This window comes from Streptomyces sp. NPDC092952, assembly GCF_044754785.1.
In the GTDB taxonomy this organism is placed as follows: domain Bacteria; phylum Actinomycetota; class Actinomycetes; order Streptomycetales; family Streptomycetaceae; genus Streptomyces.
Map to the genome: position 1 here is coordinate 173,182 of NZ_JBIVPT010000012.1, position 14,196 is coordinate 187,377.

13 protein-coding genes are annotated in these 14,196 nt (G+C 73.8%); 3 read left to right on the forward strand and 10 right to left on the reverse strand.

Translation table 11 applies throughout. The features are described from left to right. Positions 1–71: 71 nt before the first annotated feature. On the reverse strand, positions 72–590 hold the full coding sequence (locus ACIQGQ_RS26185) for a CGNR zinc finger domain-containing protein (protein ID WP_402399608.1): 519 nt from the start codon (positions 588–590) through the stop codon (positions 72–74). Positions 591–687: 97 nt separating this feature from the next. On the opposite strand from ACIQGQ_RS26185, the gene ACIQGQ_RS26190 reads away from it, so the two are divergent. Further along, positions 688–1,563 (forward strand): alpha/beta fold hydrolase, encoded by an 876-nt coding sequence (locus tag ACIQGQ_RS26190; protein WP_402399611.1) that lies wholly within the window; start codon positions 688–690, stop codon positions 1,561–1,563. Between the two features lie 82 nt (positions 1,564–1,645). On the opposite strand, the gene ACIQGQ_RS26195 is transcribed toward ACIQGQ_RS26190, so the two are convergent. The 5 genes from ACIQGQ_RS26195 to ACIQGQ_RS26215 are packed head-to-tail and all read right to left on the reverse strand — an operon-like array spanning position 1,646 to position 6,921. Next, the gene (locus ACIQGQ_RS26195; protein ID WP_402399614.1) at positions 1,646–2,449 is read right to left on the reverse strand and encodes an ABC transporter ATP-binding protein; all 804 of its coding nucleotides are present in this window, start codon (positions 2,447–2,449) and stop codon (positions 1,646–1,648) included. Next, positions 2,446–3,438 (reverse strand): ABC transporter ATP-binding protein, encoded by a 993-nt coding sequence (locus ACIQGQ_RS26200; protein WP_402399616.1) that lies wholly within the window; start codon positions 3,436–3,438, stop codon positions 2,446–2,448. Before ACIQGQ_RS26200 ends, ACIQGQ_RS26195 begins: the two co-directional genes overlap by 4 nt. Before the next feature lie 5 nt (positions 3,439–3,443). Further along, positions 3,444–4,337 (reverse strand): ABC transporter permease, encoded by an 894-nt coding sequence (locus tag ACIQGQ_RS26205; protein WP_402399619.1) that lies wholly within the window; start codon positions 4,335–4,337, stop codon positions 3,444–3,446. Continuing rightward, complete coding sequence (locus tag ACIQGQ_RS26210) at positions 4,334–5,287, reverse strand: ABC transporter permease (RefSeq protein ID WP_402399711.1); 954 nt, start codon at positions 5,285–5,287, stop codon at positions 4,334–4,336. The genes ACIQGQ_RS26205 and ACIQGQ_RS26210 overlap by 4 nt, the downstream gene beginning before the upstream one ends. Next, positions 5,287–6,921, reverse strand: coding sequence for an ABC transporter substrate-binding protein (locus ACIQGQ_RS26215; RefSeq protein WP_402399621.1), 1,635 nt, complete (start codon positions 6,919–6,921; stop codon positions 5,287–5,289). The genes ACIQGQ_RS26210 and ACIQGQ_RS26215 overlap by 1 nt, the downstream gene beginning before the upstream one ends. Before the next feature lie 131 nt (positions 6,922–7,052). Here ACIQGQ_RS26215 and ACIQGQ_RS26220 point away from each other — a divergent pair, with 131 nt between their 5' ends. Further along, on the forward strand, positions 7,053–8,117 hold the full coding sequence (locus ACIQGQ_RS26220; protein ID WP_402399624.1) for a LacI family DNA-binding transcriptional regulator: 1,065 nt from the start codon (positions 7,053–7,055) through the stop codon (positions 8,115–8,117). A 21-nt stretch (positions 8,118–8,138) separates the two neighbouring features. Here the strand turns inward: ACIQGQ_RS26220 and ACIQGQ_RS26225 are convergent, their stop codons facing one another. Continuing rightward, positions 8,139–9,773 (reverse strand): amidohydrolase, encoded by a 1,635-nt coding sequence (locus ACIQGQ_RS26225; protein WP_402399627.1) that lies wholly within the window; start codon positions 9,771–9,773, stop codon positions 8,139–8,141. A 123-nt stretch (positions 9,774–9,896) separates the two neighbouring features. On the opposite strand from ACIQGQ_RS26225, the gene ACIQGQ_RS26230 reads away from it, so the two are divergent. Then, complete coding sequence (locus ACIQGQ_RS26230; RefSeq protein ID WP_402399630.1) at positions 9,897–10,613, forward strand: TetR/AcrR family transcriptional regulator; 717 nt, start codon at positions 9,897–9,899, stop codon at positions 10,611–10,613. Here ACIQGQ_RS26230 and ACIQGQ_RS26235 read toward each other — a convergent pair. The 3 genes from ACIQGQ_RS26235 to ACIQGQ_RS26245 form a co-directional block, all read right to left on the reverse strand. Further along, positions 10,582–11,112: a hypothetical protein gene (locus tag ACIQGQ_RS26235; protein WP_402399632.1), complete on the reverse strand. Its 531-nt coding sequence runs from the start codon at positions 11,110–11,112 to the stop codon at positions 10,582–10,584. The two genes, ACIQGQ_RS26230 and ACIQGQ_RS26235, sit on opposite strands and share 32 nt — an antisense overlap. 282 nt (positions 11,113–11,394) lie before the next feature. Continuing rightward, a complete protein-coding gene (locus tag ACIQGQ_RS26240; protein WP_402399635.1) occupies positions 11,395–12,525 on the reverse strand; it encodes a glutamate--cysteine ligase in 1,131 nt (376 codons plus the stop codon). Between the two features lie 144 nt (positions 12,526–12,669). Then, positions 12,670–14,139 carry an MFS transporter gene (locus ACIQGQ_RS26245; protein ID WP_402399638.1) on the reverse strand — a complete coding sequence of 490 codons (1,470 nt, stop codon included), beginning with the start codon at positions 14,137–14,139 and terminating at the stop codon, positions 12,670–12,672. Between the last annotated feature and the right edge of the window lie 57 nt (positions 14,140–14,196).

Sequence of the window (14,196 nt, forward strand, 5' to 3'; positions counted from 1 at the left end):
CGCCCCGTCGGGTGCGCCCGTCCCGCCGGAGCCGCTGGATCGCGCGGGGCGGCCCGTGGTCGTGGGTGGGTCTACTGCCGCGGGTGCGACCTTTGGAACCGCGCGGACTTGGCGCGGTTGCCGCAGACCTCCATCGAGCACCAGCGGCGGGAGCCGTTCTTGCTGACGTCGTAGAACCACAGGACGCACGCGGGGTTCGCGCAGTGGCGGACGCGCTCGGCCCGTTCGGCGAGCAGGCGGACCAGGTCGGCGGCGGCGGTCCAGGCGGGCAGCCACGCCGGGTCGTCCGTGACGGTGGCGACCATTGGTGCCCCGTCGCGCAGCCCGGGCCGGTGGAAGCCGTGGGCCAGGACGTCGTTGAGTGGGGCGTCGTCCCCGTCCTCCAGCGCGGCGCGCAGCGCGGACCGGGCCTGCACCAGCGCGTCGCGGACAGCGGCGGTGTCGGCGGCGATGCCGGCCATGTCGTGGTCGTCGAGCCAGCTCTCCAGCCCGTCGGGCTCGTCGAACTGGTCGAAGGCGTGGCCCTGATCCACCCAGACGGAGTTGACCAGGTCCAGGGCCAGGGGCTCGCCGATGAGTGGGCGTGTCATGCGCACAGTCTAGCCAACCAGTAAAGAGGACTTGACTGGTTGGTCGCGACCGGCCTACGCTTGCGATGCAGTCAACCGGCTAAATGAATTTAGATGGTTGGAGATGACCATGAACGCAGTGCGCCACCACACCGTCCGGATCGACGGACTCGACATCTTCTACCGCGAGGCGGGTGATCCGGACGCGCCCGCACTCGTCCTGCTGCACGGCTTCCCGACCTCCTCGGTGGTCTACCGCGACCTGCTGACCGACCTGGCCGACGAGTTCCACCTGATCGCCCCGGACCACCCCGGCTTCGGCCTCAGCTCCGCACCGCCCGCCGACGCGTGGGACTACACCTTCGACCACCTGGCGGACACGGTGGACGCGCTGCTGGAGAAGCTGGGCGTCACCCGGTACGCGCTCCACGTCCACGACTACGGCGCGCCCGTCGGATTCCGCCTGGCGCTGCGCCACCCCGAGCGGATCACCGGCATCGTCACCCAGAACGGCAACGCCTACGAGGACGGCCTGACGCCGTTCTGGAAGCCGCTCCGCGACTACTGGGCCGACAGGTCCACCGAGAACCGTGAGGCGCTGCGCAGCACGCTCACCGCCGAGGCCACCCACTGGCAGTACACCCACGGCGTCCCGGACACCGCGCTGGTGGACCCGTCGCAGGCGCTGTACGACCAGGCGCTGCTGGACCGGCCCGGCAACCAGGAGATCCAGCTCGACCTGTTCCTGGACTACGGCACCAACCCGCCGCGCTACGCCGCGTGGCAGCACTACCTGCGGACGCATCGGCCACCGCTGCTGGCGGTCTGGGGCCGGGGCGACGAGATCTTCGGCCCGGACGGTGCCCGCGCGTTCGCCCGCGACCTGCCCGATGCCCGGATCCATCTGCTCGACGCGGGCCACTTCCCGTTCCTGACCCGGCGGGCGCGGAGCGTGGCGCTGATCCGCGACTTCCTGCGCGGCCTGCCCGACTGACCGGGGAGAGGGGCGGAGCCGCGGGACGGCGGGCGCGGGCGGCCACCCGGAACCGCGCCCCGGGCGCCCGGCCGCCCCGCCGTCAGAGCGGACCGCGGGACGCGTCCCACCCGCGCCGGGGGACGGAGTCGAGGAGCAGCCGGGTGTACGGATGCTCCGGCGCGTCCAGCACCTTTCCCGTCGGCCCCGACTCCACCGCCCGCCCGTCCTTGAGCACCAGCACCGCGGAGGCGACGTGCCGGACCACGGCGAGGTCGTGCGTGACGAAGAGGTACGCGATACCCGACTCGCGGCGGATGGTGGCCAGCAGGTCGAGGATCTGGGCCTGGATCGAGACGTCCAGCGCGGCGACCGCCTCGTCCAGGACGAGCACCCGGGGCTCGACCGCGAGGGCCCGGGCGATGGCCACCCGCTGGCGCTGGCCGCCGGAGAGCTCCCGGGGGAGTGCCGCCGCCTCACGCTCGCCGAGGCCGACCTGCTCCAGGAGCTCCCGCACCCGGGCGGCGCGGGCCGCCGGGGCGAGCCGGGCGTGCAGCCGCAGCACCTCGGCCACGCAGTCCGCCACCGTCACCCGGGGATCGAGCGAGAGATACGGGTCTTGGAAGACCATCTGGATGTCCCGGGCACGGGCGAGGCGTTCGGCCCGGCCGCGGGCCCGGGACGAGCGGTCCCGGCCGTCCAGCCGCACGGTGCCCGCGTCGGGGCGCTCCAGCCCGACGAGCATCCGCACGGTGGTCGTCTTGCCGCTGCCGGACTCCCCGACCAGGGCGAGGCAGTCGCCCGGGGGCAGCGTGAAGGACACGCCGTCGACCGCCCGGTGGTCGCCGTACCGCTTGCACAGCCCCTCGACCACCAGGCCGTTCTCCGTCGTCGTGGTCGGCTTCACAGCGTGATCCCTTCGTCGGCGCGGTGGCACGCGGCGAGTCCGTCGCCGTACCGGGCCAGTGCGGGCGGTTCCCCGGCGCAGCGCGGCAGCGCGTGGGCGCACCGCGCGGCGAAGGCGCAGCCCGGCGGGGCCTCGGCGAGCGAGACCGGGCGGCCGGGGACGGGCCGGGGCGGTGGTGCGCCCGGCTCGATACGGGGTGTGGAGGCGAGCAGCCCCGCCGTGTACGGGTGCCGGGGCCGGTCGAACAGCTCGTCCGTCCCCCGGGTCTCGACGATCCGGCCCGCGTACATCACGTACACCCGGTCGCAGATCGCCGCGGCCAGTTCGAGGTCGTGCGTGACGAAGAGCAGACCGGTGCCGTGCTCGGCGCGCAGCCGGGTGAGGATGGCGATGATCTCCGCCTGGGTCGTGACGTCCAGCGCGGTGGTCGGCTCGTCGGCGACGAGCAGGGCCGGTTCGGCGGCGAGCGCCGCCGCGATCACCACCCGTTGCAGCATTCCGCCGGAGAACTGGTGCGGGTAGCGGCGCAGGGCGCCGCGCGGATCACGGATGCCGACCGCGTCGAGCAGTTCCTCGGCCCGTGCCCCGGCCGCGGCGGCGGAGGTGCCGGCCGCGCGCAGCCCCTCGGTGAGGAAGTCCCCGACCCGGCGCAGCGGGTTCACCGAGGCGCGCGGGTCCTGGAAGACCATGGCGACCTGCCGGGTCCGCAGCGCGGTCAGCTCCGCGCGGCCCATGGTGAGTACGTCCCGGCCGCCCACCCGTACCTGTCCGGTGGTGTGCGCGCCGGACGGCAGCAGCCCCAGCACGCTGCGGCAGGCCACGGACTTGCCGGAGCCGGACTCGCCGACCAGGCCGACGGTCTCGCCCGGGGCGACCCGCAGGCTCACCCCGTCGAGGATCGGTCGCGCGGCCCGGTCGCCGGGCAGCCGGACGCCGAGCCCGTCCAGCTCCAGTACGGGGGTGCCGGTGGAGGTCGTGCGCTCGGTCATGTCGTTCACCGTTCCCGCCGTGCGATCCGGTCGGCGATGCCCTCGCCGACGATGCTGAACGCCACCACGGCGAGCACGATGCAGGCCGAGGGCGCGAGAGCGGGCAACATCGCTCCCTGGAGAACGGCCGACTGGCCGTCGTTGATCATGGCGCCCCAGTCGGCGGCCGGCGGCTGGACCCCGAAGCCGAGGTAGGACAGCGCCGCCAGGTCCATCAGCGCGTACCCGAAGTTCATCGCGGACTGGGCGAACACCGTCGGCGTGATGTTGGGGAGCAGATGGCGCAGGCAGATCGTCCAGCCCGACCAGCCCTGCACCCGGTAGGACTCGATGTAGGGGCGGGCCTTCTCCTGCCGGGCGATCCCGCGCACCAGCCGCCCCACGTACGGCGTGTACGCGACGGCCATGGCGAGCACCGGAGCCGTCATGCCGGACCCCATCATGGCGACGAGCAGGATCGCCAGGAGCAGCCCGGGGATCGCGAACACCAGGTCCATCGACCGGGACAGGACGGTGTCCGCCCAGCCGCCCCGCCACGCCGCGACCGTGCCGAGCACCGTCCCGAGGACGGTGGAGACGACGACGATCAGCAGCGGGCCCAGCAGGCCGGTGCGCGCGCCGTGGATCAGCCGGGAGAGGATGTCCCGCCCGGACTGGTCGGTGCCGAGCAGATGGTCGCCGGTGGTGCCGACCAGGCTGGACGAGAGGTCGAGCGCCTCGGGGTCGTACGGTGCGACGACCGGTGCGAGGACGGCGACCAGGACGAGGACGGCGAGCACCGCGACGGAGACGGTGAACGCGGGGCCCTGGCCGAGCAGGCGCAGGCGGCCGAGGCCCGGCCGCCGGGACGGCCCGAGGGGGGTCCGCGCCTCCTCGGCGGTGGTTGCTGGTGAGGTCATGAGGAGCCTTCCCCCCGGAGGGTCAGACGGGGGTCGATGAGCGGTACGAGCAGGTCGACGACGAGGTTCACCACGGCGAAGGCCGCCACGCTGAGCAGGGTGATGGCCTGGACGACGGCGAAGTCCTTGGCCGTCACCGCCTGCACCAGCAGGGAGCCGAGGCCCGGGACGTCGAAGGCGGTCTCGACGATCGACGTGCTGACGAGCAGCCCGGCGAGCATCGTGCCGCCGACGGTGACGACCGGGCCGAGCGCGTTGCGCAGCACGTGCCTGCGGACCACGGCCCGCCCCGCGACCCCCCGGGCGCGCGCCACCTCCACGTGCTCGCGCCCCAGTTCGTCGAGCATCGCCGAGCGGGTCACCCGGGCGAGCAGCCCCGCGAAGGAGAGCGCCAGCGCGAAGGCCGGCAGCGTCAGGTGGTACAGCCGCTCGGTGGGACCGGAGGGGGTGCCGCCGGGGCCGGGGAACCAGTCCAGCCGTACGGAGAAGACCGACACCAGCACGATGGCGGTGACGAACGCGGGCGTGGCGGTGGCCACCCCGGTGCCGATGAGCACCGAGCGGTCGAACAGCCCCGGGCGCAGCGCGGCGCCGATCCCCGCGGCCACCCCGATCAGCGCCACGAGCAGCGCGGCGTAGCCGATGAGCAGCAGCGTGCCGCTCATCCGGGAGCCGAGGAGGGACGAGACGTCCTGGTGGTACTGGGCGGAGCGGCCGAAGTCGCCGTGGAGCACCCCGCCGAGCCACTTCGCGTACTGCGTCGGCAGCGGCTCGTCCAGGTGGTACTGGGCGCGCAGCGACTCCACGGCCTCCGGGGTGGCGGGCCGGCCGTGCAACAGGAAGGAGACCGGGTCGCCGGGGGCGAGATGGACCGAGCCGAAGACCACGAGCGAGGTCACCAGGAGCACGGCCACCGTGCCGAGCAGCCGGCCGGTGAGGAAGCGGACCATTACTTCGCCGCCCCGATGCTCGCCGCCCACGGGTAGTAGAGCTGGGCGATGCCGGTCGGCGCACCGGTGACGCGGTGGGAGAGGAAGACGGTGTACGGGGCCTCGTACACCGGGATGACCGGGAGGTCGCGCAGGGCGATCCGCTGGAGTTCGGCGGTGAGTCCGGCACGCTTGTCAGGATCGGGTTCGGCGTTCGCGCGGTCGAAGGCGGCGTCGAACCCGGGGTTCGAGTAGTTCCCGTAGTTCCCGAAGTCGCCGGTGCGCAGGTACTGGTAGAACTCGACCGGGTCCGGGGTGTTGTCGTAGCCGTTGGTGATCACCAGGTCGAGACCGGCGCGGGCCGACGGGTCGACGAAGATGCTGCTGTACGCGTCCGGGGAGACGGACTTGAGCCGCACGTCGAGGCCGATCTGCCGGCCGGCCCCCTGCACGGCGTTGGCGACGATGCTGACCTCGGGGGCGAGCGTGCTGGTCACCAGCGTGACCCGCTTGCCCTCCGCGCCGGCCTCCCGCACCAGCTTCTTGGCCGCGGCGATGTCGTACTTCGGCTCGGGGAGCGGGTCGTAGTACGTGGCGGCGCTCCCGGGGACCAGGGCCCAGGCGCCGCGCGCCGCCGGGGCCTTGGCGGGGACGCCCACCCCGCCGGCCGCTGCTTTGATGATCGCCTTGCGGTCGAGCGCCATCGACAGGGCCCGGCGGACCCGGACGTCGCCGAGCGTGCCCTTGAGGTCGAGCACGGAGAGGTCGGCGGCCGCGGTGTTGGGGCCGAACAGGACCTTCCCCTTGCCGCTGCCGCGCAGTTGGTCCAGGGCCGACGACGGCACCAGGTAGCCGCCGTCGGCGGTGCCGGAGAGGAAGGCGTTGGAGCGCGCCGCCGGGTCCTCGATGAAGGTGAACTTCACGGACTTCGTCTTCGGGGCGAGCGCCCGGTCCCAGTAGCCGGGGAACGCCTTCAGCGTCACGCTGTCGCCCCGGGACCACGTGTCGAGAGCGTACGGGCCGGTGCAGTTGACCCCGCCCTTCGCGGTGCCGTAGTCCTTGCCGGCCTTCTTCAGGTACGCGGCGCTCTCGACGGTGCCGGGCGACACGGCCATCATCTCGTGCAGCAGGACGTCGGGCTTGGACAGACGCAGTGTCACCTCCAGCGGTCCGGTCTTCTCGACGGCCTTGACGTTCTTGAACGTCGAGGCCCAGGGCGATCCGACGGCCGGGTCCAGATGGCGCTTCAGGGAGGCGACCACGTCGTCGGCGGTCATCGTCGTGCCGTCGTGGAACCTGACCCCGGGACGCAGGGTGTAGACCAGGGTGCGCGGATCGGGGCGCTCGAAGCGGAGCGCGAGCCCCGGCTCGATCCGGTTGTCGGGGGTGACCCGCATCAACTGCTCGCAGACATTGGCGAGGACGGTGTTGGGCGGGTAGTCGTAGGCGAGCGCGTAGTCCAGGGTGTACGGCTCCGCGTACAGGGACCAGGTGACGGAGTCGAGCCCGCGCTTCGCGGCGGGCGAGGTCGGGGTGACCCGGTAGTCGGCCGCTCCACCGGTCTGCCGGGGGGTGGTGGCCCCGGAGCAGGCGGTGGCGACGGCCGCGAGGGCGGCGGTACAGGTGACCAAGGCGGCGGTTCTGCGCATGCGCATGCGGACCAACCCCTTTACGGGTGCTGTGACGGGCGCTGGGAGTGGGAGTGAGTATTAATGCGGGAACGTTCCCGCACAAGACTTCGCGGGAACGGTTTTGCAGAGGTCAGGGCGGTGGCACCATCGACGGCATGACCGAAGCCCCACGCCGGGCGGGACAACCGCCCGAGGCCGGACCGAGGGTCCGGCTCGTCGACGTCGCCCGAGAGGCGGGCCTTTCCAAGACCACCGTCTCGGCGGCGCTCAACGGCACCGGACGCCTCTCCCCGGCCGTCCGGCAGAAAGCACGCGAGACCGCCCGCGCCATGGGCTACCGGCCCAACGCGACCGCACGCCAGCTGCGCGCGGGACGGGCCCGGCTGATCGGTTACGTGGTCGGCGAACTGGCCCACGCCCCCTGGACGTTCCTGGAGTCCCCGTACTTCGCCAGGCTCACCGGCGCCACCGCCGCGACCGCGCTCGAACGCGGCTACGCGGTGGTGCTGCTGCCCGCCGGATCGCTGCAGGACGAATGGGCCGAGCTGCCGCTCGACGCGGTGGTCGTCGCCGACCCCGTCGCCGGTGACCGGATCGTCGACGAACTGCTCGCCGCCCGCATCCCGGTGTTCAGCGACCGCTCCGTCGAGGGGCGCCCCGGCGCCCACTGGGTGGACGTCGACCCCCGGGCGGCGGCCCGTGAGTCGCTGGACCACCTCTGGCGGGAGGGGGCCCGGCGGCCCGCGATGGTGCTGCCCGACAGCACCACCGTCTTCCACGCCGGGGTGCTCGCCGGATACCGGGACTGGTGCGCCGCGCACGGGCTGCCCGAACGGATCACCCTGGCCGCGGAGCCCGGCAACGGGCCCGTCGTCGCGGCCGTCGAAGCGGCCCTCGGCGGCACCGGGGCGACGGACGGGGGCCCCGACGCCCTGTTCGTGGTGGCCGAGGCGAGCCCGCCCCTCGTCCTGGAGGCGGCCCGCCGCCGCGGCCGCCGGGTCCCCGACGACCTCCTCCTGGTCTGCGTGAGCGAGGACTCCACCGCGGAGCACACCAGGCCCGCGGTGACCACACTCAGCCTGCGGCCCCAGGACGTCGCCCGGGCCGGTACCGAACTCCTCATGTCGGTACTGGAGTTCGGTGAGTCGGCGCCCGCCGGACGGCTGGTGCCGACCCGGCTGGAAGTACGGGAGTCCTCGCGGCGGCCGCTGCCCGGCTGAACGGGTGCGCGGGCGGCCGGCTCACACCGCGTGGACGAGCCTGCCGCCCACGTACGTGCGCTCCACCCGCGCCTGCCCGATCTCCTCGGCGGGCCCGGTGAAGATGTCCCGGTCGAGGACCACCAGATCGGCGAGGTGCCCGGCGCGCAGGCTGCCCGCGTCGTCCAGGCCGTTCACATGGGCGCTGCCCGCGGTGTAGGCGGCGACCGCGGTCTGGAGGTCGAGCCGCTGCTCGGGCAGGAAGACCCGCTCGTCGGCGGTCCCGGGCTCCTTGCGGTTCACCGCCACATGGATGCCTTCGAGCGGGGACGGGCTGCTCACCGGCCAGTCGCTGCCCGCGGCCAGGGTCGCCCCGGCCCGCACCAGATCACCGAACGGGTACTGCCAGGCGGCGCGTTCGGGCCCGAGGAACGGGATGGTCAGCTCGTCCATCTGCGCCTCGTGGGCGGCCCACAGCGGCTGGATGTTGGCGATCGCGCCGAGCCGGGCGAACCGGGGCAGGTCCTCGGGGTGGACCACCTGGAGATGGGCCAGGTGGTGGCGGTTGCCACGCCGGCCGTTGGCGGCGAGCGCCGCCTCCACGGCGTCGAGCGCCTCCCGGACCGCGCGGTCGCCCAGCGCGTGGAAGTGCACCTGGAAGTCGAGCGCGTCCAGCTCCGTGACGTACCCCCGCAGCGCGCCGGGCTCGACGAAGCTGAGGCCGCTGTTGGCGGTCGCGCAGCCGCAGGCGTCGAGGTACGGGGCGGTCATCGCGGCGGTGAAGTTCTCCGCGATCCCGTCCTGCATGATCTTCACCGAGCCCGCCCGGAACCGCCCGTGGCGCAGCCGTTCGCGCCGGGCGACCAGCTCCTCGATCTGCTCCGCGCCCCGCTCCCGGTCCCACCACAGCGCACCGTTCACCCGGGCGGTGAGCGAACCCTCGCGGGCCGCCGTCAGATACGTGTCCGAGGGGTCGGGCTTGTCGCCGAGCACGCCGAGCAGCGCGTCCTGCCAGCCCGTGATGCCGAGGGAGTGCAGCAGCCGCTGTGCGCGCAGCAGCCCCTCCAGCCGCTCCTGCGCGGTGCCCGGCGGCACCAGCCGGGCCACCAGGGCGACCGCGCCCTCCTGGAGCATCCCGTTCGGCGTGCCGTCCGGCTCCCGCTCGATCCGCCCGTCCGCCGGATCGGGGGTGTCCGCGGTGATCCCGGCCAGTTCGAGCGCACGGCTGTTGGCCCAGGCGCCGTGGTGGTCCCGGTTGGACAGCAGCACCGGGCGGTCCGGGACGACCCCGTCCAGCAGCTGCCGGGTGGGCATCCCGCCCTCGAAGCTCTCCAGGGACCAGCCGCCGCCGGTGATCCACTCGCGTCCGGGGTGCGCCTCCGCGTACGCCGCGACCAGCTCCAGGTACTCGGCCGCCCCGACCGTCCCGGTCAGATCGCACTCGGCCATCTCCACGCCGCCGCTCACGGCGTGGACGTGGGCGTCCTGGAACCCAGGGAGCAGAAGCCTGCCGGTCAGGTCCACGACCTCGGTGCCGGGACCGATGAGATCGCGCACCTCGTCGTGGCCGACGGCGGTGATCCGGTCGCCGGTGACGGCGAGCGAGGAGGCCCGGCTGCGGGCCGGGTCCGCGGTGAAGACGGGGCCGCGGGTGAAGACCAGGTCGGCTGCGGTCATGGGCTGCTCCAGAACGGACGGGACGGCGCTCGGCACACGGCGGCACGCGTCGGGGAAAGCGGTCGGCGCCATCGAATAGGAGGGACGGTTCACACGTCAATGGTGTTGACGTAGGGTCTGCCCATGGCAGACCGGGTGGTTCCCGAAGGCCGGCGGCAGCGCCGCAGGCCCACCAAGCAGGGGGCGCTGCTCTCCGAGGAGCTGATCGTCCGGACCGCGCTTCACCTGATCGGGCAGCGCGGTGCCGAGGCGCTCTCCGTACGCAGGCTGGGCGCCGCCCTCGGTGCCGACCCCAGTGCCCTGTACCGCTACTTCCGCAACACCGACGACCTTCTGCTCGCCGTCGCCGACGAGCTGATCGGCCGCGCCCAGCAGGGCTGGACCCTGACCGGCCGCTGGCGGACCGACCTGCGCGCCATCGGTCTGCGCGTCCACGAGTCGTACCGGGCCAACCCCCAGGCCGCGGTCCTCGCGGCACACCGCACGACCGGCCGTCCGCACGAGATGCGCGCGGTCGAGACGATCCTGGGCGTCCTGCGGGAGGCGGGCTTCCCGGACGGGCTCGCGGTCCGGATCTACCACGCCTTCGTCGACCAGGCCCTGGCCTTCGCGGCTCAGGACGCCGCGGCCCTCGCCCTGCCGCCCGCCGCCCGGGCGGCCGACGCCGAGGTCTGGCAGGAGGCGTACGGGAGACTGCCCGCCGACACCCACCCGCACATCGCCGCGACCTTCCCGCTGCTCGCCGCCGACATGCGGGTCAGCGGCTACCCCTTCGCCCTGGAGCTGATGCTCGACGCCGTGGCGGCGCTCAGGCCCGCGACGGCGGCCGAGGACGGTTGAGCACGCCGACGAGGGCGGCCGGATCGGCGGCCCCGGCCGGGTCGTCGGCGTAGCGGGCGGTCGTCGGCGGCCCGACCTCCGGGAGGACGACACCTTCGCGGGCCGGTACGTGCACCAGGACCAGCGGGGCGGCGCGGGCGTCGCCGTCGTGGAAGGGGTGGAAGAACGCCACGTCGAGGCAGGCGCGGGCGGCACGGGCCGCGAGCGCGAGCCCCGGTTCGGCCGCCTCGCCCAGGCAGGCGGCGAAATCGGCCCGGGTGCGCGGGGTCAGCCCGTAGCGCTCACGGCCGCCCTTCGCGTACGCGTCGCCCGTACGGAACGGCGCCCGCGCCGTGCCCAGGACCTCGCGCTGCCGGACGGCCGGCCGGGCGAAGCCGAGCGGGGCACGGCGGGCGGCATCGGCACGGGCCAGGGCGTGGGCGGCGAGCAGCCGGGTGGCGCGCCCGGGATCACGGCTGCGCACCGGCCCCTCGCACCAGGCCTCGAACCCGTCGCGCACCCCGGGAACCGGCCGCAGGACCGGCGCGCCCCGCCAGCTCGGCCTCGCGGCGCACCCGTAGCCAGACCGCGATGCTGCCAGCGGCGGTCATGGAGCTCCTCCAGGGCTTCACGTTCGGGGTGGCCGCGGTAGGGCGCCCGGCCGGTGACGCCGGCCGCGAGGTCCTCGCCGACGGATTCGACCACGGTCCGGGCAGGGCCCGGGTCGCTCCCGGGCCGAGGAATCCAGCCCTCCCGTGTCGGCCGGGCGACCCGGTACGGCGAACGGTTTTCCCGGCCGGTGTCAGCCCGGCCCGGCCACCGGCTCCTGCGCCACCAGCGCGTCCACCACATCGGTGAGCGACCCCCGGCGCGCGTGCACGGCGCGCTGGCGGTCGGCGCCCGTCCCGGCCACCAGCAGCCGCCGGAGCAGTGCGACGACGGTCTCCCGGTCGCCGGTCTCCTCCAGCGCGGGGCCGAGACGGCCCAGCAGCGAGGGCACCAGATCACCGGCCGGGGACAGCAGGCCGGTGTGCGGGTCCATCGCCGCACCGCGCAGCCCGTCCCGGGCCGCCCGCCAGCACGCCGCCCGCAGCAGCTCGGCGGAGACCTCGGGACCGGGGTCGCCCCGCTCGACGGCCCACAGCGCGGTCACCGTCAACGCCCGTACCAGCAGGGCCAGCAGGGCGCTCTCCTCGGCCGTCACGGGAACGTCGGCCGCCCGCACCTCGATCGTCGGATACCGGGACGACGGCCGGACGTCCCAGAAGACCGTGCGGCGGTCCGGCAGGGTCCCGCTCTCGGAGAGCGCCGCGACCAGCGCCTCGTACGCGTCGAGGGAGGCGAAGAACGGCGGCGGCCCGGAGACCGGCCAGCGCTGCCACACCATGCGGCGCCAGCTCGCGTACCCCGTGTCCCGGCCGCAGAAGAAGGGGGAGTTGGCCGACAGCGCGATCAGATGCGGGAGCCAGGGGCGCAGATGGTTGCTCACGAGCACGGCCCGCTCCTGGTCCGGGACGCCGACATGCACATGGGTCGCGCAGATGGCATGCTCCTCGACCAGGCGCCGGTAGTCCCGCAACTGCTCGGCGCAGCGCCGCCCGTCACTGACCGGCATCGGGACCGGCGCACCGAGCGGGACCGTGCCGACCGCGGCGGCCCGCGCCCCCGCCCGCCGGGCGGCGGCCGCGACGGCGCCCCGTAAACGCCGCAGCTCCGCGTGGAGTTCCCCGAACGAACCGTACGGCGGGGTCCTGACCTCCACCTGGTACCGGCCCAGCTCCGTCGTGACGAGGTCGCCCACCTCGGCGGCGGCCCCGCGCACCACGTCCGCTGCGTACGGCACGACTTCGCGGATGCGGGGGTCGACGAGGAAGTACTCCTCCTCCACACCCATCAGAGGCACCGAAGGAGGTAATCCGCTCGAATCGGCCATGCGGGCCATGCTAGGAGGAACCCGGGCACCCGGCAACGGGCCGTCCCGTCCCGTACCCCGACGCCTCGGCGAGTCCGTCGGTGCGCCACCCCCGTCCGGGATCCGCCGACGGTGACATCGCCGCGGGCGGCGTCGCCCCCCCGCTCAGTGGGCGGCGTTCTCGGGCACCGGGATCTCCTCAGCCGTCCTCGGACGTCGTGCCGGGACGGGGGATCGCAGCAGGGTGACGGCGAGGAGGAGTGAGACGGCGACGAGGCACGCGCCGATGCGAAAGGCCAGCCGGTAGCCGTCCGTGAGCGCCGGGGCGGGGTCTGTCCCGTTGCCCAGCAGGGCATCCGTGCGCGCGTTGGCGAGGGTGCTGAGGACGGCGAGGCCGAAGGCGGAGCCGATCTGCTGCATGGTGTTGAACATGCCGGAGGCGATCCCCGAGTCCTGGGGCGTGGCCGCCGACATCGCGAGTGTGGCCAGCGCCGGCATCGCGAGGCCGAAGCCTATGCCGAGCGGCGGCAGCGCGGGCAGGACGTCGACCGCATAGCTCCCGCCCACCGGTACGCGGCCGAGCGCGGCGAGACCGGCCGCGATCAGCGCGAGTCCCGGAAGGAGTACGGCACGGGGGCCGAAGCGCGCGATCAGCCGGGGCGAAAGGCCGAGGGACAGGGCGCCGATCGCGACCGAGACCGGGAAGATGCCGAGGCCGGTGCGCATCTCGTCGAAGTGGAGCACCTTCTGCAGGTAGAGGACGCACAGGAACTGGAAGCTGAACATCCCGGCCACCATGAGGGCCTGGATACCCATCGCGCCCGAGACGTCGCGTGAGCGGAACACACGCAGCGGCAGCAGCGGATGGGAAGCCTTCGCCTGGCGGACGACGAACGCCAGGAGCAGCGCGAGCGCCACGGCGCCGCAGCCCAGCGTGTGCGCGGACGCCCAGCCGCGGCCGGCGGTCCCGACGATGGTGTAGACGCCGAGCATCAGAGCGGAGGTGACCAGGAGCGCGCCCACGACGTCGGTGCCCCTGCCGAGGCCGACCCCCTGCTCGGGAGCGAGCACGCGCCAGGCCGCCAGCGCGGCCACGGCTCCGATCGGGACATTGACGAAGAAGATCCAGTGCCAGCCGACGGTCTGCGTCAGGGCTCCGCCGACGAGGAGGCCCAGCGAGCCGCCGGCGGACTGGACGAAGCTGTAGACGCCGATGGCCTTGGCCCGCTCCCTCGGCTGCGGGAACAGGGTCACGACCATGCCGAGTGTGACGGCGGAGGTCACCGCGCCCCCGATGCCCTGGACGAACCGGGAGGCGAGCAGCGTCGCCGGGTCCTGGGACACCCCGCACAGCAGCGAGGCCGCGGTGAAGACACCCAGGCCGGCGAGGAAGACGCGCTTGCGTCCGACCAGGTCGCCGAGCCGTCCGGCAAGCAGCAGCAGGCCGCCGAAGGGGACCAGATAGGCGTTGACCACCCAGGCCAGGCCGGAGGAGGAGAACCCGAGGCCGTGCTGGATGGACGGCAGCGCCACACTCACGACGGTCCCGTCGAGAATGACCATCAACTGTCCGGCGCAGAGCACGACCAGTGCCGACCAACGCGACCGCGGCGCTGATGAGTTGGTCCTTCGCATGCGAAATCCTTCCCATGGTGCACGACTTGTTACAGCGGTCATCTTCTGTAACCATGC

Excerpts from the sequence above, each read along its gene's own strand:
- ACIQGQ_RS26245 (WP_402399638.1), bottom strand. The coding sequence starts at position 14,139 with ATGCGAAGGACCAACTCATCAGCGCCGCGGTCGCGTTGGTCGGCACTG.
- ACIQGQ_RS26225 (WP_402399627.1), bottom strand. The coding sequence starts at position 9,773 with ATGACCGCAGCCGACCTGGTCTTCACCCGCGGCCCCGTCTTCACCGCG.
- ACIQGQ_RS26185 (WP_402399608.1), bottom strand. The coding sequence starts at position 590 with ATGACACGCCCACTCATCGGCGAGCCCCTGGCCCTGGACCTGGTCAAC.
- ACIQGQ_RS26240 (WP_402399635.1), bottom strand. The coding sequence starts at position 12,525 with ATGGCCGATTCGAGCGGATTACCTCCTTCGGTGCCTCTGATGGGTGTG.
- ACIQGQ_RS26230 (WP_402399630.1), top strand. The coding sequence starts at position 9,897 with ATGGCAGACCGGGTGGTTCCCGAAGGCCGGCGGCAGCGCCGCAGGCCC.
- ACIQGQ_RS26220 (WP_402399624.1), top strand. The coding sequence starts at position 7,053 with ATGACCGAAGCCCCACGCCGGGCGGGACAACCGCCCGAGGCCGGACCG.
- ACIQGQ_RS26210 (WP_402399711.1), bottom strand. The coding sequence starts at position 5,287 with ATGGTCCGCTTCCTCACCGGCCGGCTGCTCGGCACGGTGGCCGTGCTC.
- ACIQGQ_RS26215 (WP_402399621.1), bottom strand. The coding sequence starts at position 6,921 with ATGCGCATGCGCAGAACCGCCGCCTTGGTCACCTGTACCGCCGCCCTC.
- ACIQGQ_RS26205 (WP_402399619.1), bottom strand. The coding sequence starts at position 4,337 with ATGACCTCACCAGCAACCACCGCCGAGGAGGCGCGGACCCCCCTCGGG.
- ACIQGQ_RS26200 (WP_402399616.1), bottom strand. The coding sequence starts at position 3,438 with ATGACCGAGCGCACGACCTCCACCGGCACCCCCGTACTGGAGCTGGAC.